The following is a 20035-nucleotide window of genomic DNA, read 5'->3' as shown; positions in this document are numbered from 1 at the left end:
ACTTCTTATATTGATTTTCATTTTGAAAATTTAAAACTCGGCGGTTTCTAGCAAAATGACGTGCTACGGATGTAAATCAAAGAACGATTGAACGGAAGTTTTTATACTGAAAGCTAAGTGAACAAACTTCAGAAACGAGGCTATGAGCCAAAACGATATTCAAGCCAAGATTGCTAGCTTTACTTGTATCGAAGAAGCTTTGGATTACTTCGATATTGGTTTTGACAGCCGCTTTATTGATAAACACAGAGTGGAGTTAGTGAAGCGCTTCAATGGCTATTTGATTCTGACTAAGCCTGAAGATTGGTTTGCGGCTCGCCGTGCATTAAAGAACGCATACTGTAAGGTGCAACGCAGTTTACTGGATAAAACTACACGCTCAGCTTGTCGTGGTTGCACTTCTTGCCAGCGTCGTTAGAGAAAACTCTAATGCCAAAACCATAATGTCAGACAACACCGGACGCTAAAAAGAAACCCCGCAGATGCACTCAAACGCATCTGCGGGGTTTTTGTCTATTCAACTTGCCTATTCAAATAAGTCGGCTGAACTAGGCAAGCGAAGCAATTTAGTTTGCTTGGTAAGTTGGGTAATCCAACAGACCTTTTTCGTTACCACCAAACAACGTCGCAGGATCGTGAGCCGCTAGCGGGTAATCGTTCTTGATACGGTTCGGTAGGTCAGGGTTCGCGATGAACGGACGACCAAAGCCAACCATATCTGCCAAGCCACTTTCTAGAGCTTCAGCCGCTTTCTCTGTGTTGTAGCGACCAGCATAAATGATAGTGCCTTTGTAAGCTTCACGAACGGCTGTTTTGAACTCAGCAGGCGTATCTGGTGCGTCATCCCAGTCTACTTCTGCAATGTGCATGTAAACAACGTTTAGCTTATTAAGCAGTGTCGCAGCAGCTGTGTAAGTTTCTACTGGTGTTTTATCTACAGTACCATTTAGTGACGTAAACGGAGCAAGACGAACACCAACGCGCTCAGCCCCAATCGCTTGAGTCATCGCTTCAACCACTTCACCCAAGAAACGTAGACGGTTTTCAACTGAACCACCGTATTCATCTGTACGGTTGTTTGCTTCAGAATCGATGAACTGGTTTACAAGGTAGCCGTTTGCTGCGTGTAGTTCGATGCCATCAAAGCCCGCTTCAATCGCATTCAATGCCGCTTGACGGTACTCTTCGATAACCACTTTGATGTCTTCTTTCGTCATCTCACGCGGTTCTACCACGTCAACAAAACCAGGTTCATCCGTGCCGTTATCGATAAACACTTTCACGTTTTCTGCTTTTAGTGCAGAAGAAGAAATTGGTTGCTCACCGCCGATGTTGTCAGGGTGGGTCACACGGCCTACGTGCCAAAGCTGAGCGAAGATCGCGCCGCCTTTTGCGTGTACAGCGTCAGTGACTTTTTTCCAACCTGCGATTTGTTCTTGGCTGTAAATACCTGGAGTCCAAGCGTAACCTTGACCCATAGGTGAAATCTGTGTGCCTTCTGCAACAATCAAACCCGCAGATGCGCGTTGTGCATAGTACTCAGCCATCATGTCGTTTGCGACATTGCCAGGTTGGCTTGCACGAGAGCGAGTCATTGGTGGCATAACGATACGGTTCTGAAGCGTTAGAGAACCAAGTTGTACAGGTTGAAACAATGTATCTTTCATGACTAACCTCGTTATTTGCTTGTTTGAATCAATTCGATTTGGTAACCGTCAGGGTCTTTAATGAATGCGATATGAGTTTCACCGCCTTTCATTGGACCTGGATCACGAGTGACATTGCCCCCAAGTGCTTTGATTTTGTCGCATGCAGCGTAAATATCTTCACAACCTAATGCCATGTGACCGAACGCATTACCTAGGTCATAGCTATCTGTGTCCCAGTTGTAAGTCAGTTCAATCGTCGCGCTTCCTGGTTGGTCTGCGTTACCGACAAACACAAGTGTGTAGCGGTATTCTGTGTTTTCGAAGCGATCAAGCTCGCTCATACCAAGAACTTTGGTGTAAAACTCAATGGACTTATCTAGATCAGCAACGCGGATCATAGTGTGAAGAAATTTCATATTTAACCTTCTTATCTCGGCTTGTTAGGTGTTGTTCGAACAACAACCGTGCCCCAACAAACAACGTCATTGGGATTAAGATAATGGCTAACCTTGAAAACATGAAATTATCATTGGTTATTGATTGCATAACATATTGTTATTAATGAGAGGCTTTAAGTTCACTTTGTTTGTGATGATACTGAAAAAAATGAGGTGAATAACGGATGCTTTCTTTTTGAATTTAAATTACTTAGAGTGAGTGACTATCTAATTGAAAGCACAAATCTTGGTGTAAAGAGGAGAAAGCAATGGAGAGCTTTAAAGCCTTGTTTGACATTGCTCAGCGCAAAGCTGAATACGACAAGAACAACACTTGGTATAGAGGCTCAGAAACGTATTTTGATGCGCTACACAAAGAGCTTGAAGAAGTCAGCGAAGAGATCGCTAAAGAGCGTCAGTGTTATCTAGAAGATGAACTTGGCGATGTGTTGTGGAACTACTTAAATATCCTGATGGCGTTAGAAAAAGAGCAGGGCGTTGACCCTTATTCTGTTTTAAATCGAGCAGTAGAGAAATACCAAGCTCGGGTGACAGCGATTGAAAACAACGGAAGCTGGGCGGAAGTAAAAGCAGATCAAAAGGAAAAGTTACAGCAAGAATACCAAGGCAAGATGAATGAAAATTAAGCCTATACCCAAGTAACCTCAAGATGGGTGTCTATTTGATAAAAACTAGGGGTAAGGCTCGCTTACCCCTAGTTAGAAATCAAAGTGAACTAGAGCATTAAAGTAAACTAATGAGTAGGTTAGCTTCTAACGTCTCGCTTTCACTTCGCGTTTGTCACTGCAAGCAAAAGCTCAAGCTCTTCGGGTGTAAGTAAGTCCTTGTTTTTAAGAAGTTCGCTTTCGTCCAAAGAGAGTTGAGTTTGACTTATTAAGTATTTTTTTTGAGTTGGAGTCAGATCCTTAAGTGAATCTATCAACTCTTTAAAATTCGTGTTATTCATAGCCTAGCATTCCAATTAACGTATATTTTTATAGTGTTGTTACTGATCCATGTTAGATAAGTAATCTGTTATTTGCTGGTTTATCGTCACCAGCTCTTTATTAACTATAGCTAGATCCCCGCTATCCGGTGCGATATTGTCTCTTGTGTGCTCCTCAATGTTGCTCAATGCGGTTACAGCTGACTCTTCTCCAAAGCTAGAAAGGATGCCTTTTAAGCTGTGTGATAATAAGAATAAGTCCCCCCAGTTCTGCTCTGCGTTGAGTTGGTTGATTCTTTCTAATCCATCTTCGTAGTCTTCCATGTAAGTTGAGAAAACAGCAAAGATAATGTCGACATCGTTGTCCATGTAGGTATTCAACACTTCGAAATTAATCATTATTCATCTCCACTGTGTGGCTTGTAAGTTAAAAGGTATTGGTAACTGGGTCGAATACGATCCCGAAAGATAATCTTTGAGCCAGTTAGACCAATTTGGTGGTAGTGGACGCTGAGAAAGGAATTCAATGCTCTCATCCAAAATGATGTCTGTCGCTTCAATGTTGTTATCCGATAGCCGCTTGAGGCGCATCTCGACTGAGAAAGGGTATCTTTTGCCTAACGTCTCTTCATCGGAGTTCTTTTGTTCGCTGAGTTTTAAAGCGGTTCCTGACTTCGCTGCAAGTAAGGTTAACAAGCAACGCTTGATAGCAAACTCGCCGAAAAAGTCCATCAAAGGAATAGCTTGTTTTAATAGCAGTAAAGGTGCTTTGTTCGGCGTTGCGTAGTAGTAGCTAAGTGAGTGCATTAGCTTTCTATGAGCGTACTCCGGACGTGATTCTAGTAAAAGAAGCTTACATTGCATCATCTGCTTAAAAGCGGCTAAATCAACTTGTTGGTTACGATTAAGCTGTTTCTCAGCGAGCAAACAAAATTCATTGAGCTTTAGGAGTACTTTCTTTTTGTCATTTGCATTAGTGAGCGTCTTAAAATGTTCACTAATCAAGTCAACATAAGTATTCATCGCAGCGAGCCACTGAGTATCCGTGGATGAAACATTGGATGCGTAAAGGTAACCAACGTCGTACAGTCGCTCGAACTGAGCGAGTTTTGACAGAACCCTAGATACAGTAATCAGTCTTGCACTGCTACTAGGGGTGAGTTCAAAGGCTCGGTTTGCAAGTATAGAGGCGTTATTGTGTTGCCCTAAGGTTTCATAAAGCCCGACAAGATTATCGATAGCCCTTAAGCAAAGCGGATTGTGTGTGACGTAATTTGCAAGGACTTCAACAGCTTCACGGATCTTACCTTTTTGGTGAAGTAGGAATGCTTCAGCACAAATTCGACTCGCATGTTCTTTGTCGTTGCAAAAAGGAAGGAAGTTCTCTAGTACCTCAAACTGTTTCGCTTCAATCAAAGTATCAATTAAGAGTGATTCAACACAAACACTGGTCGCGTATTTCTTATGCAGTTGCGCAACGTCATTGAGAGAAAGCACTGAAACTTTGCTAAGGTATTGTTTTACTTCAGCAAGGTGATGCTGCTCTTGTAAAGCAGTGAGCATTTTAGTTTGTAGTGCTTTTGTCTGAAGCGGCTTAGTAAGTAGATGTCTAACACGACCAGAAAGCGCAGTGAGCACGGTTTCTTGCGTAGCGTCGCCAGATATCATAAGCACGGCTGTTGTGTCTGATATCAATTTCGCTCGACTCATCAGGTTAATTAGATCAAGCCCGGTCAACTTAGAAGACAGGTGATAATCCATAATGATGAACGAGTAAAAGCGAGTCTTAGTAGCACTCAACGCCTGCTGCGCATTGTTAACGCAGGTAATGTTGGATATTTTGGCTCCCAGCGAGACGAGTTGATGCTTGATCAACGTTGAAGAGGTTGAACAGTCATCAATGACTAAAATGCTGATGTTATCGACTTCGATCTTCCCTGTGGTCAAACTTCTACCTATTTATACGGATTAGCACACTCTAAAATAAAATTAGTCATCAGTTTGCATAAAGGCAAGCGCTTTTACGTTAAAATAAGGGGCGATATGCCCCTCATCAACTTTTGTAGTCATTAACTCTGTTCAGCTTCCGTTTCGACGCGTTTTAACAGCTCGTTTGCCTTCTTCATCGCACGCCTCGCACTTTTAGATTTCCGCTTGTTTAAAAGAATGTCAGAAAACTGTAGGTACTTATCGGCGGTTTGGAATCGTAGATCATTAATATCTTGGAAACCCGGCGGGAAATTTTCAGAAAATGCATCAATATCTTTGACGAGCTTATCTAGGTTAACCGTTGTGCGAGCTTGGTTGAGTCGGTAGTGCAGTCCTTCAAACTCTTCCTGATACAACAATCGTGCAGCATCAGCAGGGAAAGGCAACGGCGTAGAGCTCTCTTTTGCGGTCTCGTAAAGTTTCATTTCCAATACCGCATCTTTCATCGTATTGCTAATCGCCAAATTTTGCTGATGTTCTTCAGACTCAGCAAAAAAGGAGTTTCCAACTTTGATGAGTGTGACTAAAGCTGCTGCATCGCGCATTTTTAGCGCTTCATTGAGGTGTTGACCAAAGACTTCGCTTGCCAACGAGCTAGGAGTGAAAGGGTACTCTTTATGTATTTCATGGAGTTCCTTTTTTAGATCGTAAATAGATTTAGCCTCGTCTTGCTGGGTGTACAAGGATTTTTCTAAGTGGCTGTTTATCTGTCTCGCAATAGAAAGCAGAGTAGAGTGTTTGCTTGATTGAATATCCAATGCCAAAACTTCGATTTTATGGGAGTCTGGGTAATAGTTTTTTGCTTGCTGTAAGATGGATTCAATCTGTTTGTAGTTTGGATAAGTCGTTACATCAGAGTTAAGTACGTCATCGATCTTTGCTTCAAATTCTCCAAGGATATGCGGTTTATACAAACGTAGGAAACCAGCAGCAATCACTGGGTGTATCCCTTGTTTGTTGTCAATTAACGCTTTGGTTTGCTCCGGAAGCGTATTTAACAGTTGCTCTGCAGATTCGATGGCTTGATCTTTTTCTATGAGAGTAAGGTTGAGTTGGTTAATGGTATTTTGCTGTTGTTGATAGAACGTACCTAACAAACCCATTAAGGTAAGACTGGCGGCTATACCTGAATAAAGTGACCAACGGTTCTTATTCAACAGGTGCTTGATATCAGTAGCGCTGAGCTGAGAAGGGGCGACACCAGTAGCAAAAGCTTTAGAGAAGATGCGCCACTTTGAAAATGGAAAATGAGATGGCTTGCTTACTTTAACGCTTTTTTTAAGCGCTTCGTTGACTGGGGTTCGTCCGTATGGGTGTTTGCAGCTCAGCAACTCGAAAGTAATGCAGAAAAACGCAAACAGATCGTCACTTTGTTTCGGTTCTTTGCCCGACAAGATATCAAGTGAGGCATAATTCGGTGTATAACCCAGCGTGTCAGTGTCTTGTGATTTTCGTTTTGCTGCATATTGGTCATGCTTCAGTTGGTGCGTTTTAGAGACGCCAAAGTCCAGCAACTTCACTTTACCTTCCGAAGTGAGAATGATGTTTGCGGGCTTTAAGTCTGCATGGACCACACCAAGTGAATGTGCATACGATAATGCATCTAACGTTTGGTTCAGAATTGAAAGGGTGGCGTTGTACTTTAACCCGTCCGGTCTAGAGCGTTGAATAAGTCCTTCTAATGTCTCCCCATCAACATATTCCATCACGAGGAAATAGATTTCTCCGTCTACTCCAAAATCGTAGACTCGGATGATGTTGGGGTGACTAAGCTTCTGAGTTTGTTGTGCTTCACGAATCAGCATGCGGGCGGTTTCTGGCTGAGACGCATACTCTTTTTGTAGTACCTTTAATGCGACATAAGGGACATCTGCTCCAGAAGATTCAAGAATTTTGTCTTTCGCCAAAAAGACGTCACATAAACCACCATGACCGATCAAAGATTCAATTTCATAACGGTTTTTTACCGTCTCCCCGAGCAATGAATCAGATCGAGTTTGCTTATCATCATTATCAATATTACGCACTAATTTATTTGCTGGTGGAATTGTGTTTAGGTTCTGAGACACTTTTGTATTTGTTTCATTATTATTTAGGGCAGAGCCTTCATTGTTTATATTGCCCTTATTGTCATTTGTATTTTCTCTTTTTTGAGTCTTTACAATTTTGGTTTTATCGCCACTGCATTCTTTATTTATAGAACTGTCTTTATTTTTGTCGTCCATCACGAGGCTCCATATAAAATGATGGTGTGAATATATAACTCATCTGCTAATGAAAAATGATTAAATGAAGATTTCTCGGTTAAGCTAACATCGGTTTTTTGACGAATGAAAAGTTAAGCGTCAAAAATTTGAACCTCGTTGTATATTTTGTTTTGCGTAATAATCCTAGATTGCTTTGCTGAGAAATTAATTCATTATTCCGTTCGTGAAATACAATTATTATTTGATTAGGCATTATTAACCTTAGTGTTAATAAATGGTCGCCTAACTATTAAGAACTAAATTTATATATTAAGCGGTTCCTTTGGCGAGGTTTACATGACGTTGGTTTTAACCATTACAAGTTTTCATAAGTTCACTCCAGAGATTGACACTGAGTTCGTTTTTGATGCGACAGGTGAACATGATAAGGTCAGTTTTGGGCGCTCTGAACAGTGTGATTGGACATTGCCTGACCCTGAAAGAGTCATATCAAGTAAGCATGGTGAACTGATCAAATTTGGTGAAAAGTACTTGATTAAAGACTTATCGACGAATGGTACCTTTGTAAATAATGCCGTGACGCCGGTTGGTCAAGGAAATGAATTGGCACTCAACCATGGCGATGTCGTGGCTCTCGGCGATTATCAAATTCAAGTAAGTTTAGAAGAAAGAATTATCGATGATAGCAATAGAGTACACAATACTATCAATGAGTTAGCTGTTGGTGATGTAGACCGAAATTTAACTCATGATGAGTTTGGCTTGAACGCAGCGGATCTGTTAAGAGACAGTGCGCCTTCTGAGTTTCAGCTTGATATTGGTCTGATGGATGACTTTTTAGAAGCACAAGAGCCGAGTGTTGAAGAAGTATCCCCTCATGCGTCTACCCCGATTAGCGCTCCGAAGCCTTTGGTAAAAAATGAAAGCAAAAACCAACAAGCCTTCGTCAGAGGTCTGGGTATCAACCCAAATATGGTTCCAGACGAAAATAGCGAACAGTGGTTCGAGCAACTAGGCCAGTCGTTTTCTTTGATGCTACTGGGCTTAATGGAAACATTACATAATCGAGCTGAGTTTAAACAAAATAATCGTTTAAACCATACCGCTTTTCGAAAGTCAGAAAATAATCCATTAAAGTTTTCCGCTAATTTAGAAGATGCTATTCATAATTTATACAACCGAAACACTGCTAGTTTTATGCGAGCAGACATAGCAATTAAAGAAGCGTTTGTTGATATAGAAAACCATGAAAAAGCGTTGATGAAAGGTGTCGAAGGTACCGTTTCAAGTGTTATGTCGTTAGTTGAGCCATCAAGTATTTACTCCGATGCAATGTCAAGTGATAGTTTCTTCAATAAAATAATTCCAGCAAGAAAATATGCTCAAAGCTGGAAGAAATTTGAAGGTATTCATTATCAATTAACGGATGAAATTATAAATAAGGGATCACCTTTTTATTTGGAAGATTTTGCAAAGCATTATGAAAATGCACTGAGAAGTAAAAATTAAGGAATGATGATGAAAACAATAATGAAGACCTTACTTCTATTTATTACGGCAGTTTTAGTTGGTTGTTCAGCGGCAAACCTAGTAGTTGATCCCTATGCTGATTTAGCGCTCACCGCCAAACATAATATCAACCCAGATTCAAATGGCAGACCGTCGCCTGTTGTGATTTATGTGTTTGAATTGACATCTTCAACCGTCTTTGAAAGTCAGGATTTCTTTTCGCTGTACGAAAGCTATGACACGGTTTTAGGTCCTGATTTAGTGAACAAATATGAAATTTCTTTAACGCCTGGTCAGGAAGATATTTATCACGCAAGCATGTCACCAAAAACTCAGTATTTAGGTTTAGTCGCGGCATTCCGTGACATCGAAAACTCCAATTGGAGGCAGGTGATTAAGGTAGACCAGACAGGTTACAACACTTACCAAATTCACCTAGACGACCTTTCTATATTCGTTAAATAACCTCACTTGGCGACTAAACAATGGCAGATTACTCCCACACAGCATGGTGTGAGGGGATGTTTTTACGTCCTCAACATTTCCAGCAAAGCGAGCGTGCATTTGAGCATGAGTTTAAGGGATTGAACCGTTTTCAACAGCCTTATAATTGGGGCGTGTATCAAGTTCGTATAAACCCGAACAGTCTGAAAGAAGGCGTGGTAGAAATCGAGAAACTCGAAGCGATTCTTCCTGATATGACTCTTATTGAATTGCAGAACGTTAATGAAGTTCTTCCGCCATTACTGGTTGAAAAGGGGACTCAAAACACATTAGTTAAAGTGGTCGTTGCTTCATCGAGCCTTAAAGAAAAAACGATTGCGGATGTTAGTGAAGGTGTTGTCAGCAGATATGTGTTAAACGATCTAGACGTTATAGACGTGCAAACTGGTCAGGATGAAGAGCGCATTCAAGTGGCGTCGTTGAATGTTGCGCTTAAAGTAAGCAATGACAACTTGTCAGGTTTTGTTGAGTTACCGATTCTTAAAATTAAAGAAGTCACTGCGGAAGGCGCAATTCTTCTTGATGAAGAGTATACGCCGCCACATCTCAATGTGCTTAAAGATCAAGCAATGTTGGCTTGCCTAAAAAATGTAACGGGAATGACAAAAATCCGTGCTGATGTGGTTTCTCAACGTTTAGTGCAAGGTAAAGCGGCATCTGCTTCAGCTGTCGATTTCATCATGCTTCAAATGCTCAATCGCTACGAAACGATTCTTAGACATCTGGGGCAGTTAGAACAAGTTCACCCTTTAGAGTTTGTCACGCTATTACGAGGATATGTTGGTGAGTTGTCGACTTTTTCGAGTAAAAATAAGCGCGCTCCTTTGCTTATTGATTATGAACACTCAAATCTGACCTCTACGATTTCAGAGCTTAATCAGGTGTTAAGCCAATACCTGAGTGTTGTTCTAGATCAGACGGCTAATAAACTTCCTTTGGAGGTTCGACAACTTGGTATTCGAGTGACACCGTTACCTGATAAGCGACTTCTTGAATCAAGCCAGTTTGTTTTGGCAGTAAAAGCAGACACAAGTACTGATGAGATTAGACGTTTGGTACCAGCTCAACTCAAGTTGGGACCAGCAGAACAAATTAGAGATCTTATAAACAATCAAATCAACGGTATTAACGTTGCACCACTCAATGTTGTTCCTCGACAGATCCCTTATCAAACGGGGTACGTGTATTTTGAAGTGATTAAGAAAGGACCATTCTGGGTTCGTCTCCAAGAGAGTGGCGGTATTGCTCTTCAACTATCTGGTCAATTCCCGAATTCAGACATAGAGCTATGGAGCATTAACCAATAACAGGTTACGTCATTATGGAACAGACAATAATAAAGCCAACACCAGGTGGAAGACCAACAAACGCTAATATCTCAGTACCAAAATCTGCCGATAGTACAGTTGTGATCTCAAAGAATCCTGAAGTGGTCAACAATGACTCAGTGGTCGCATTTGGCAGCAACCCGATTTTAGCTGAAGCTAATGGCATACTTTCTATTATTGGACAGATTCGAGCAACAGCGAGTCACTCTGACGTCTTATTTTTAAAAGAAACGTTGGCACAAAAGTTAAGAGACTACGAAAACCGACTACGTCAACAAAACATAAATCTGGAAACAATAGATACCGCTCGTTACTGCTTATGCTGCGCAATCGATGAAGCAGTTTTGAATACAAATTGGGGTAGCCAATCGACATGGAGTCACGACTCGTTGCTGACCTCTTTCTATTCTAGCAGTCAAGGTGGGGAGGCGTTTTTTCAGCATTTAGAAACATGCATGTCATTCCCTGAGACTCAGCTTGATCTCTTGGAACTCATGTATGTGTGTATGTCTTTAGGTTTCGTAGGGCAATATCGATTAGAAAAAAATGGTCTGGAAACACACCGTCGTTTGAGAAAGCAAGTTGTTAGCGTTTTAAAGTCAAACGGTCGAGGGTTACAGCAACGCTTAAGCGACAATATTGAAAGCCGTTTGTTAAATGGTTCGCAAGTGGCGGAACGTGCGCCTTTATGGGTGGTTTGCTCTGTCACATTGGCAATATTGGTCTGTATCTTTATGTTCTTCAGCTATGACCTTAACAAGGCTTCAAATCAAACCTTTGCCAGTTTAATTAATCTCATCTCACCTAATCAAACAGAGATGGCTCCTACGTCCGATTCTCAAGTAATAAAAGTTGCTGAACGCGTTTCTATGTATCTAGCAACCGAGATAAATAAAGAACTGGTGACTGTTGAGGCTCTATCCGACAGAGTTCGGATTTCTCTCAAAGCTCAAGACTTGTTTGAGTCAGGTAGTGCGGAAGTCGTTGAATATATCCAACCTGTTATATCTAAGTTGTCTCGCACTTTAGAAACAACCGAAGGGAAGATTTTGGTCACTGGACATACTGACGATAACCCTATTTTTACCAGTAAATATCCGTCCAATTGGCATCTTTCCCTTGCTCGTGCAACGGCGATGTCTGAACAGTTGATTGCGAACAGTGCACTGGAAGGAAGAGTCCTTCCTGAAGGGCTTGGTGATGCAAGACCCCTTGCTGAAAACTCTACTGATGAAAATCGTGCGCTTAACCGCCGAATCGAAATTGACCTTATGGTTGCAAACTAAGGAAAGTGAGATAAATGAGTATCCGAGAAGTAGGCAGAATATTTACTCAACGTTGGTTTATCGGTTTAGTCGGTGTTGCTGCGTGCTCAATTTTTATTTGGGTCGTAGGTCCCCTCATCACTGTTGCGGGATATGAGCCCTTAAAAACTGACTTTCAGCGTTTGGTTAGCATCCTGGTATTAGTTTTCGTTTGGGGTGTGTTCAATCTTACAAAGCAACATAAGCAAAAAGTAAAAGAAGACGAAACAATTCAAAGCCTGTTAGAGGTGGATTCGCAATCTGATAAAGAAGCTGCCTCAGAAATTAATGTGCTGCAAGACAGAATAGAGCAGGCAATCAAAGTGGTTACCAAAACACATAAAGGTAAACGTAGCTTATACGAATTACCTTGGTATGTACTGATTGGTCCTCCTGGTACAGGTAAAACGACAGTTCTTAAGCAATCTGGGTTGGAGTTTCCGTTAGCGGATTCATTAGGTTCGGACTCTGTTGCAGGTGTTGGGGGAACACGCCATTGTGATTGGTGGTTTGCAAACAAAGCGGTTCTTGTTGATACCGCTGGTCGTTATACGACACAAGATAGCCAAGAAAAAGTTGATGCTAAGGCATGGCATGGATTTCTTGGGCTGTTAAAAAAATATCGAACACAGAGACCAATTAACGGCGCAATTGTGACAATCAGCTTAGCTAGCATTATGTCGCAAACACGCACGGAAAGGAGCCTGCATGCAAGGGCGATAAAGTCTCGTTTACAGGAACTAAAAAACCAACTGGGTATGCAGTTTCCAATTTACGTTCTTCTTACAAAAATGGATCTGGTGGCGGGGTTTAATGAGTTTTTCGCGGATCTGAGCAAAGAAGAGCGTGAAGAGCTATTCGGTTTTATGTTCCCAAATGATTGCGAAGATGAGCGCGGTGTCGTTTCTCTTTTCAATAAAGAGTTTCATCATCTACTTGAGCGATTGGACGCCCGAATGCTGCGCATTCTGGAAACAGAGGATGATCTTGATAAGCGCGCGATGATCTTTGAATTTCCAAAGCAACTTCGAGTACTTCAAGCAAACCTAGATGAATTCCTTACAGAAATATTTGCTCAGAACAGCTTTGAAGAGCCCACCCTTATTCGAGGCGTGTTTATGGTTAGCTCGGTTCAAGACGGTATCCCTGTTAGCCGGCTAATGAACGAATCGAGCAGCGGGCTAGGGCTAGGGAAGTTAGGTTTATCTGCTCAGCACCACGGATCTCACAGCTATTTCGTTAGAAGCTTGTTTGATCAAGTCATCTTCAAAGAGCAACTGCTTGGGACGGTCAATCGTCATTATCAAAAGCAATCCAGTTGGCTCCATCGAGGCGTTTACATCGGCTGTGCGGTCGCGTTATGCGGAGCGATTGGAACGTGGTTTATGAGTTATCAATGGAACTCGGCACTTATCACCCAAACCAACAAAGAGACAGGTCATATAAAAGCAATGATCGGTGCAGATAGTTTAGATTTTGAATCAGACATTATCAGCGCGATAGAAACACTCGACCGAATCATGACTTTACCTTTGGGAAGGCAAAGCGACTACGGAAATTTGGATGCAATAAAGAAGTTTGGTTTGTATCAGGGCGACAAAGTCTCTCAAGCGGCAAATAACGCCTACACGTCTGCTCTAACCAAACACTTCGCTCCTCTGGTGCTTGATAGCCTGATTTCAGAAATGGAAGGAAACCAAGAGCATCGTCAGTATCTATACGAAACGCTTAAAACTTACCTAATGTTGTTTAACCCAGAAAAGTATCAACAAGAAGAAGTATTAGCGTGGTTTGGCTTTTATTTTGAAAGACATTATCCAGGCGCTCTTAATGAATCACTAAGAGACCGTCTAATGACGCACACTAATAACCTTCTGGAAAGCAACGAAAGAGGTTTCTCATTTAATGACTCAGCTGTAGAGAGTGCTCGAGAAGTGTTAACTCAAATGTCTTTGCCTGAGCGTGCTTACCAACGCATGAAGTTACAATTTTCAAAAAGTCATGTGCCGTCATTCAGATTAACAGACGTTCTGGGACCAAAAGGGTTAGAACAATTTGAGCGAATGAGCGGTAAACCACTGTCTCAAGGGATCTCCGGTTTTTACACGTATAACGGGTTTCACAGCATTTTCCAAATTCAAATTAACCGCACTGTGAAAGGGTTAATGGAAGAGAACTGGGTATATGGAGACGATTTAAAAGCGTATGAAATTGACCAAGCAAGTGCAATCCAGGGTGTACAAGCACGTTACTACCAAGATTATGTGAATGAGTGGAAAAACTTAATTGAAGACATTCAGCTTAAGCAAGCGCCAACCCTTGATCTAGCCTCTACTCAAGCAAGAGTGTTGTCGGGGGTTGAGAGACCAATTGAATCATTATTGCGTGCGATTCAAAAAGAGGTTGGTTTGACCAAAGTTGTCTTGTCAGAGAACCAAAAAGCGGCGTCAGAGGTGGCAGGGAAGGTTGCTAAAGTGAAGTTTTCCAACACCGCTGACAAGTTAGATATGTATTTACCTGAAGAGAATAGCTTTAATGTTTCCTTGCCAGGTAAAGAAGTCGAATCCCACTTTACTGAAATCTTACGTTTGGATGAACAAGATTTTGAAGATATTCAGACAGCAATGGTCAATTTGCGCTCTTACCTGTCTGATTTATCAAGTTCGGGTAACAATCAAAAAATTGCATACAAGAGCATTCTCGATGGAACAGTTACCCAAGATGTTGCTGCGTCGTTTGAACGTGCAAGGGAGTTGTTACCAAAGCCATTTAATCAATGGTTAGGAGAACTGTCTCAAGAGTCAGTTAAGTTTGCAGAGAATGGGTCTAAAGATCACTTGAATCAATTATGGTTAACAAAGGTGGTTAAACCATATCGAAGCTCAATTGCTGGTCGCTATCCATTTGTTCCTAATGCCTCGAAGGAAGTTCGCCTCAAAGATTTTAAGCGGTTTTTCGGTTACGGCGGAACCATGGATGCCTTCTTTAAGGAGTATTTAGAACCATTTGTAGACACTTCAACTCGACGTTGGAAGCTTGAAAAAGAAATTGGTGTTCGTCCAGAAACACTCGCAGTATTCCAGAAAGCCAAACGGATAAGACAAACTTTCTTTGAGCCGGACAATTCTTTGCGCGTCGAATTTGGAATGAAACCTGTTTATTTAGATCAGCATATTACTCGTTTTGTACTGGAGCTGGGTGGGCAAGATTTAGTCTATAAGCACGGTCCTGCTCGCGCGAAGTCATTAAGCTGGCCCGCAGGGCAAGACCAAACTCGAATCGTCTTTACTCCACCAGAATCAAAACGCGAGATTGCACATACCTACGAAGGTGAGTGGGGTATTTTCAAATTACTTGATCAATCGCTAAAAGCGCGTCCGGAGTCGCGAAATGACAACATCGTTATGATCGATTTGAAAGGAAACAAAGTTCAACTGGAACTCATCCCTTCAAGTGCGATCAACCCGTTTTGGTCTAACGAGATGGAGAGTTTTCGATGTCCTCAAACGCTATAACACCCTGTTGGGGCTACATTGGAAAAATGCCTGCGAAAGGGGATTTTGTTAAAAATGGGCTTTCTCAAGAGTTTACTGAACGATGGCATGATTGGCAGCAAGCAATAATAGCTGTTAGCCGAGAACAATTGGGCGAAGGATGGCATCAATACTTTCTCACGGCTCCAATTTGGCACTTTGCACTGGATATCTCCTACATGGAAGACGCAACTTACATTGGGAGTGTCATACCGAGTGTTGACTCTGCGGGACGCTACTTCTTTTTCACCGTTGTGAGACCAGTCGAAGGGAGTGCTGTGGATTATTGGGAACAGAGTCAGTGGACTCAAAATAGTCAAGATCTTGCCGTCGCTGTACTCAATGACGACTTTGTATTTGATGCATGGGCTCGAAGACTCACTGACTCGGATAAGACAGTTTTAGATGATGTTCCTACGGCAGAAGTACCGTTAGTACATTACAAAAGCAAACTTTCAACCATTTATGAGAACACCCCACAGTTATCTGCGAATGGTCTTTTAAATCAGATATTAGGTAAGGAATACAAAAAACCTTGTTTTTGGTGGACTGAAGGGTCGGCAACTATATCGCCCTGTATGCTGATTACGTCGGGACTGCCTTCAATAGGTCAATATGCGGCAATGTTAGATGGAAACTGGCAAGAGTGGAACTGGTAGGTATCAGCGAATGAATTGGAATTACTTTACTTTTTCGAGGACTCATCCAGGAAAGGTCCGTCCATATAACGAAGATGCATTACTTGATATGTCCGAACTTGGTTTGTGGGTCGTAGCAGATGGTATGGGTGGTCATTGTGCAGGAGACATCGCCAGTCAGATGTTGGTCGATAAGATTGCCCGCTATGCAAAAGACAATAAGACAACCCACATTGATGAGTTGAGAGGTGTTATTCAGCAAGCAAACAAAGAGATCTTTGATTACGCAAAAGAGCATTTAGAAGGTAAAACGATGGGGACAACACTTGTACTGTTATTTATGCAGGACGGGTATTTTCATTGTTTGTGGGTTGGGGATAGCCGTATATACCAACTGAGAGAAGGGAGCTTCACGCAAAAAACAAGAGATCACAGCCAAGTTATGGATCTGGTCGAACAAGGGTTATTAGCGATTGAGGATGCAGAATCACACCCATTAGCTAACGTCATAACTCGTGCGATAGGTGTCGATGAAATAGTAACGATAGACCAAATCTCCGGTCAGCTCTTGAACGGTGATCAATTTCTGTTGTGTAGCGACGGGCTCTCTAAAGAACTGACCAATGACGAGATACACAACACGCTCTATGCTGATTCAGTCAATCAAGCAGGGTTAGCCTTGATGCACTCTGCGTTAGTTCGAGGTGCTAGTGACAACGTCACATGTGCGTTGGTCAAAGTATGCTGTGATCAAAATGAAATAGCTGAAAATCAGCAAGATGACGCGACCATTCCTGTTTTCTTGAGGAGTAAAGTGCGTGGATGACCTAATCAAAGCGTTCGAGTGGTTAGAACCAGTACTACAACCTGTCTCTGCTGATCAACCAACGGGCGTGGACCCTCGTGAGGACGTATCTCCTCAATCTGCTTATTACAGATTAAAAGACCACAGGATGGCTGCGCGCAATACAGAGCGTAACGCCATTATTGAAGAAGAAAGCATACTCAGCCACACCAACCTTTGGCGTGTTTTCATTGATGAAGTTCCAGAAGTTCTGACTTCTCAGTCAAAGGATTTGGAGCTTGTCGCTTGGCTGATTGAGGCGCTGACACGTATTTATGGCTTTCGCGGAATGGGGATCGGATACGAGATAGCATCACACTTTATTGATCATTTCTGGGAACAGCTGCATCCCATGCCTGATGAAGACGGAATCGAGACTCGTATTTCTGCAATCATTGGATTAAACGGTATCGAAAGTGAAGGTACCTTAATTTTTCCACTGGCTTCGATTCCGCTTACGGATATGGGGGTAGAGCAAGCTTACGCATTTTGGGAATACCAACAAGCCATTGAATTAGAGCGACTTGATGAAGATAAACGACGTTACAAAGTCGAGCAAGGTGCTGTGGAACTGTCGAAAATCAGCGATACCGTTAAATCCACCTCTGATGAGTTTTACAGGACTTTGATCACTGATCTTGAGTTCGGCATAAGGGCATTTAACCAATTTAGCCAAAAGCTTGATGATGCTGTTGGAGACGTTACCCCAAGTTCTTACATCTCAAAAAAGCTTGATTCAATACACTCGGCATTAAAGCATTTGCTTGGTGACCGCTTTCAGGCACCGAAAGAGGTGATTGAAGAGGCTGATATGGAATCTAACGAGCCGACTACGGTCACAAGCCAGTCAGCTAACAACAGCGAATTGCTAATAACAAATATGCAATCACGCGAGCAAGCGATTGAACAGTTACAAAAGGTGGCAGACTTCTTTAGAGAAAGTGAGCCTCATTCACCAGTTTCTTACTCCATCGAACAGATTATTCGTTGGTGTGGAATGCCTCTGCCGGAATTACTGGCGGAATTGATCTCCGACGGAGATGCAAAGAGAAGCTATTTCCGTTTAGTTGGCATAGCAGAACAAAATGAAAATTAAGGAAGGGAGAACGGTATGACGAGTATTCACTCGAAACTGTCACGAGTAAGGAAGCCTCGTGTTCACATTACCTATGATGTTGAAACCGAAGGAACAACGCTTAAAAAAGAGCTTCCTTTTGTGGTTGGTGTAATGGGCGACTTCGCTGGACAAAATACCGAAGCGTTGAAGCCTTTGAAAGACCGACGTTTCATTCAGATTGATCGAGACAACTTTGATGATGTTTTGAAAAAAATGAGTCCATCAGTGAAGTTTAAAGTCGCAAACAAATTGGCGAAAGATGACTCGCAATTTGAAGTGGATTTAAGCTTTAAATCTATGCAGGACTTCGAGCCCGCAGCGATTGTTAATCAAGTTGATCCTTTACGCCAACTGATGGAAACCCGAAATAAACTTCGTGACTTGATGACGAAGGTCGACCGCTCAGAAGAGTTAGAAAACATTCTAGAGGATGTATTAAACAACACGGAAAACCTGACAAAGTTGGCTGGAGAGTTAAAGCTGGGCGAGTCAAGCTCTGTAGATAATCCAGAGGGAGCATAGTAATGACGACTCAAATTGACAAACAACTTGATCCAACGGTAGAGCAACAAACGTCATCATTCCTAGAGCAGGCGATTGGTGCAACAAAGCAAACAGAAGCTTCTCGTGCCGAAGAGTTGATCAAGACATTAACAGAAGAAGCAATGAAAGGTACCGTTTCCTGGAATAAGAACCTAACGGTGACGTTCCGTGAAGCAATCACGCTTCTTGACCAACAGATTTCGGAACAATTGTCTGAAGTCATGCATCACCCAGAACTACAAAAGCTTGAGGGCTCTTGGAGAGGCTTAAATTACTTAGTGATGAACTCGGAAACAAGTTCAGCATTGAAAATTCGCATGATCAGCATGACGAAAAAAGAGCTTCATAAGGATTTAAGCAAAGCGGTTGAGTTTGATCAGAGCCAAATCTTTAAGAAGGTGTATGAGTCTGAATTCGGTAGTGCTGGTGGTGAGCCTTATGGTGCGCTTATCGGTGACTATGAGTTTACAAACCATCCGGAAGATATCGAATCATTGCGCCTGATGTCTAACGTTGCTGCTTCTGGTTTCTCGCCGTTTCTTTCGGCGGCTTCACCGGCTTTGTTTGGCTTTGATGAATGGACGGAATTATCTAAACCTCGCGATTTGGATAAGGTATTCGAGTCATTGGAATACGCACAATGGCGTTCCTTCCGCGAAAGTGCTGACTCGCGTTTTGTAAGCCTAACCATGCCGAAAGTGCTAGCACGTTTGCCTTATGGTCAAGCGACTTCTCCAGTTGAAGAGTTTGGGTTTGAGGAGTTTGATGTTGACGCTGTTTCCGGCATTGCGACTAATGCAGAACACAACGACTACTGTTGGATGAACTCTTCGTATGTACTAGGTGCGAAGCTCACAGATGCTTTTTCAAAGTATGGCTTCTGTACAGCGATTCGAGGTGCAGAAGGTGGTGGTCGTGTAGACAATCTACCAACGCACTTCTTCATGAGTGATGATGGCGATCCTGATATGAAATGCCCAACAGAAATCGGTATTACTGACCGCAGAGAGGCGGAGTTAGGTAAACTTGGTTTCTTACCATTATGTCATTACAAAAACACAAACTATGCCGTGTTTTTTGGTGCGCAAACCTGTCAGAAACCAGCAAATCATGACTCTCCGGATGCGACAGCGAATGCTGCAATTTCCGCACGCTTACCTTACATGATGGCGACATCGCGTTTTGCCCATTATTTGAAAGTGATGGCTCGCGATAAGATCGGTAGCTTCATGGAAGCAGAAGATGTTGAATCATGGTTGAACCGTTGGATCTTAAGTTATGTGAACGCATCTGAAGGAGGCGGTCAGGAAATCCGCGCGAAATACCCATTGGCTGATGCTCGCGTGCAGGTTAAGGAGATTCCAGGCGCGCCAGGCTCTTACAATGCAGTAGCATGGTTGAAGCCTTGGTTACAGATGGAAGAGCTTACGACTTCATTACGCTTAGTTGCAAAAATCCCTCAATCGGGTGGTTAAGTGAATTGTGGT

At 42.3% G+C, this 20035-nt stretch carries 18 protein-coding genes; 12 read left to right on the top strand and 6 right to left on the bottom strand.

Annotated elements, in window-relative coordinates; genetic code table 11:
• Window positions 1-142: 142 nt before the first annotated feature.
• Window positions 143-418, top strand: coding sequence for a nitrogenase-stabilizing/protective protein NifW (locus tag AACR11_RS16850; protein WP_005441361.1), 276 nt, complete (start codon window positions 143-145; stop codon window positions 416-418).
• A 148-nt stretch (window positions 419-566) separates the two neighbouring features.
• On the opposite strand, the gene AACR11_RS16845 is transcribed toward AACR11_RS16850, so the two are convergent.
• The gene (locus tag AACR11_RS16845; protein ID WP_029789706.1) at window positions 567-1667 is read right to left on the bottom strand and encodes an alkene reductase; all 1101 of its coding nucleotides are present in this window, start codon (window positions 1665-1667) and stop codon (window positions 567-569) included.
• Window positions 1668-1678: 11 nt separating this feature from the next.
• On the bottom strand, window positions 1679-2065 hold the full coding sequence (gene gloA / locus AACR11_RS16840; protein ID WP_029789707.1) for a lactoylglutathione lyase: 387 nt from the start codon (window positions 2063-2065) through the stop codon (window positions 1679-1681).
• Window positions 2066-2355: 290 nt separating this feature from the next.
• Between gloA and AACR11_RS16835 the strand changes: the two genes are divergently transcribed.
• A complete protein-coding gene (locus AACR11_RS16835; protein WP_029789708.1) occupies window positions 2356-2733 on the top strand; it encodes a MazG nucleotide pyrophosphohydrolase domain-containing protein in 378 nt (125 codons plus the stop codon).
• 140 nt (window positions 2734-2873) lie between these two features.
• On the opposite strand, the gene AACR11_RS16830 is transcribed toward AACR11_RS16835, so the two are convergent.
• The 4 genes from AACR11_RS16830 to AACR11_RS16815 all read right to left on the bottom strand — a co-directional run bounded on the left by AACR11_RS16830 (window position 2874) and on the right by AACR11_RS16815 (window position 7246).
• Window positions 2874-3053, bottom strand: coding sequence for a hypothetical protein (locus AACR11_RS16830; protein ID WP_005447058.1), 180 nt, complete (start codon window positions 3051-3053; stop codon window positions 2874-2876).
• Window positions 3054-3092: 39 nt separating this feature from the next.
• Window positions 3093-3431 (bottom strand): Hpt domain-containing protein, encoded by a 339-nt coding sequence (locus AACR11_RS16825; protein WP_005447056.1) that lies wholly within the window; start codon window positions 3429-3431, stop codon window positions 3093-3095.
• Window positions 3432-3434: 3 nt separating this feature from the next.
• A complete protein-coding gene (locus AACR11_RS16820; protein ID WP_029789709.1) occupies window positions 3435-4979 on the bottom strand; it encodes a response regulator in 1545 nt (514 codons plus the stop codon).
• Window positions 4980-5101: 122 nt separating this feature from the next.
• The gene (locus AACR11_RS16815; protein WP_029789710.1) at window positions 5102-7246 is read right to left on the bottom strand and encodes a serine/threonine-protein kinase; all 2145 of its coding nucleotides are present in this window, start codon (window positions 7244-7246) and stop codon (window positions 5102-5104) included.
• Between the two features lie 318 nt (window positions 7247-7564).
• On the opposite strand from AACR11_RS16815, the gene tagH reads away from it, so the two are divergent.
• Genes tagH through tssC form a run of 10 tightly spaced genes read left to right on the top strand, consistent with a single transcriptional unit; the run spans window position 7565 to window position 20023 of the window.
• Complete coding sequence (gene tagH / locus AACR11_RS16810) at window positions 7565-8737, top strand: type VI secretion system-associated FHA domain protein TagH (protein WP_029789711.1); 1173 nt, start codon at window positions 7565-7567, stop codon at window positions 8735-8737.
• 9 nt (window positions 8738-8746) lie between these two features.
• Window positions 8747-9202 (top strand): type VI secretion system lipoprotein TssJ, encoded by a 456-nt coding sequence (gene tssJ / locus AACR11_RS16805; RefSeq protein WP_009699029.1) that lies wholly within the window; start codon window positions 8747-8749, stop codon window positions 9200-9202.
• Window positions 9203-9222: 20 nt separating this feature from the next.
• Complete coding sequence (gene tssK / locus AACR11_RS16800; RefSeq protein ID WP_074051443.1) at window positions 9223-10548, top strand: type VI secretion system baseplate subunit TssK; 1326 nt, start codon at window positions 9223-9225, stop codon at window positions 10546-10548.
• A 14-nt stretch (window positions 10549-10562) separates the two neighbouring features.
• Window positions 10563-11855 (top strand): type VI secretion system protein TssL, long form, encoded by a 1293-nt coding sequence (tssL, locus tag AACR11_RS16795; protein ID WP_017190835.1) that lies wholly within the window; start codon window positions 10563-10565, stop codon window positions 11853-11855.
• Window positions 11856-11869: 14 nt separating this feature from the next.
• Complete coding sequence (gene tssM, locus AACR11_RS16790) at window positions 11870-15388, top strand: type VI secretion system membrane subunit TssM (protein WP_029789712.1); 3519 nt, start codon at window positions 11870-11872, stop codon at window positions 15386-15388.
• Complete coding sequence (gene tagF, locus AACR11_RS16785; RefSeq protein WP_017190833.1) at window positions 15370-16065, top strand: type VI secretion system-associated protein TagF; 696 nt, start codon at window positions 15370-15372, stop codon at window positions 16063-16065. Before tssM ends, tagF begins: the two co-directional genes overlap by 19 nt.
• Before the next feature lie 10 nt (window positions 16066-16075).
• Window positions 16076-16870 (top strand): PP2C family protein-serine/threonine phosphatase, encoded by a 795-nt coding sequence (locus tag AACR11_RS16780; protein WP_029789713.1) that lies wholly within the window; start codon window positions 16076-16078, stop codon window positions 16868-16870.
• Complete coding sequence (gene tssA / locus AACR11_RS16775; protein ID WP_005447042.1) at window positions 16863-17984, top strand: type VI secretion system protein TssA; 1122 nt, start codon at window positions 16863-16865, stop codon at window positions 17982-17984. Before AACR11_RS16780 ends, tssA begins: the two co-directional genes overlap by 8 nt.
• 15 nt (window positions 17985-17999) lie before the next feature.
• Complete coding sequence (tssB, locus tag AACR11_RS16770) at window positions 18000-18527, top strand: type VI secretion system contractile sheath small subunit (RefSeq protein WP_005447041.1); 528 nt, start codon at window positions 18000-18002, stop codon at window positions 18525-18527.
• A gap of 2 nt (window positions 18528-18529) precedes the next feature.
• Window positions 18530-20023, top strand: a complete 1494-nt coding sequence (gene tssC / locus AACR11_RS16765; RefSeq protein WP_005447040.1) for a type VI secretion system contractile sheath large subunit — start codon at window positions 18530-18532, stop codon at window positions 20021-20023.
• Window positions 20024-20035: the final 12 nt, after the last annotated feature.

The organism is Vibrio sp. L85, assembly GCF_963871815.1.
Classification (GTDB): Bacteria; Pseudomonadota; Gammaproteobacteria; order Enterobacterales; family Vibrionaceae; genus Vibrio; species Vibrio harveyi.
Note: the sequence above shows the minus strand (reverse complement) of the source record. Positions and strands in the feature narration are given on the sequence as shown.

What these genes read in the sequence shown, in the direction of transcription:
- AACR11_RS16850 (WP_005441361.1), top strand. Translation starts at nt 143, where the DNA reads ATGAGCCAAAACGATATTCAAGCCAAGATTGCTAGCTTTACTTGTATC.
- AACR11_RS16845 (WP_029789706.1), bottom strand. Translation starts at nt 1,667, where the DNA reads ATGAAAGATACATTGTTTCAACCTGTACAACTTGGTTCTCTAACGCTT.
- gloA (WP_029789707.1), bottom strand. Translation starts at nt 2,065, where the DNA reads ATGAAATTTCTTCACACTATGATCCGCGTTGCTGATCTAGATAAGTCC.
- AACR11_RS16835 (WP_029789708.1), top strand. Translation starts at nt 2,356, where the DNA reads ATGGAGAGCTTTAAAGCCTTGTTTGACATTGCTCAGCGCAAAGCTGAA.
- AACR11_RS16830 (WP_005447058.1), bottom strand. Translation starts at nt 3,053, where the DNA reads ATGAATAACACGAATTTTAAAGAGTTGATAGATTCACTTAAGGATCTG.
- AACR11_RS16825 (WP_005447056.1), bottom strand. Translation starts at nt 3,431, where the DNA reads ATGATTAATTTCGAAGTGTTGAATACCTACATGGACAACGATGTCGAC.
- AACR11_RS16815 (WP_029789710.1), bottom strand. Translation starts at nt 7,246, where the DNA reads ATGGACGACAAAAATAAAGACAGTTCTATAAATAAAGAATGCAGTGGC.
- tagH (WP_029789711.1), top strand. Translation starts at nt 7,565, where the DNA reads ATGACGTTGGTTTTAACCATTACAAGTTTTCATAAGTTCACTCCAGAG.
- tssJ (WP_009699029.1), top strand. Translation starts at nt 8,747, where the DNA reads ATGAAAACAATAATGAAGACCTTACTTCTATTTATTACGGCAGTTTTA.
- tssK (WP_074051443.1), top strand. Translation starts at nt 9,223, where the DNA reads ATGGCAGATTACTCCCACACAGCATGGTGTGAGGGGATGTTTTTACGT.
- tssL (WP_017190835.1), top strand. Translation starts at nt 10,563, where the DNA reads ATGGAACAGACAATAATAAAGCCAACACCAGGTGGAAGACCAACAAAC.
- tssM (WP_029789712.1), top strand. Translation starts at nt 11,870, where the DNA reads ATGAGTATCCGAGAAGTAGGCAGAATATTTACTCAACGTTGGTTTATC.
- tagF (WP_017190833.1), top strand. Translation starts at nt 15,370, where the DNA reads ATGTCCTCAAACGCTATAACACCCTGTTGGGGCTACATTGGAAAAATG.
- AACR11_RS16780 (WP_029789713.1), top strand. Translation starts at nt 16,076, where the DNA reads ATGAATTGGAATTACTTTACTTTTTCGAGGACTCATCCAGGAAAGGTC.
- tssB (WP_005447041.1), top strand. Translation starts at nt 18,000, where the DNA reads ATGACGAGTATTCACTCGAAACTGTCACGAGTAAGGAAGCCTCGTGTT.
- tssC (WP_005447040.1), top strand. Translation starts at nt 18,530, where the DNA reads ATGACGACTCAAATTGACAAACAACTTGATCCAACGGTAGAGCAACAA.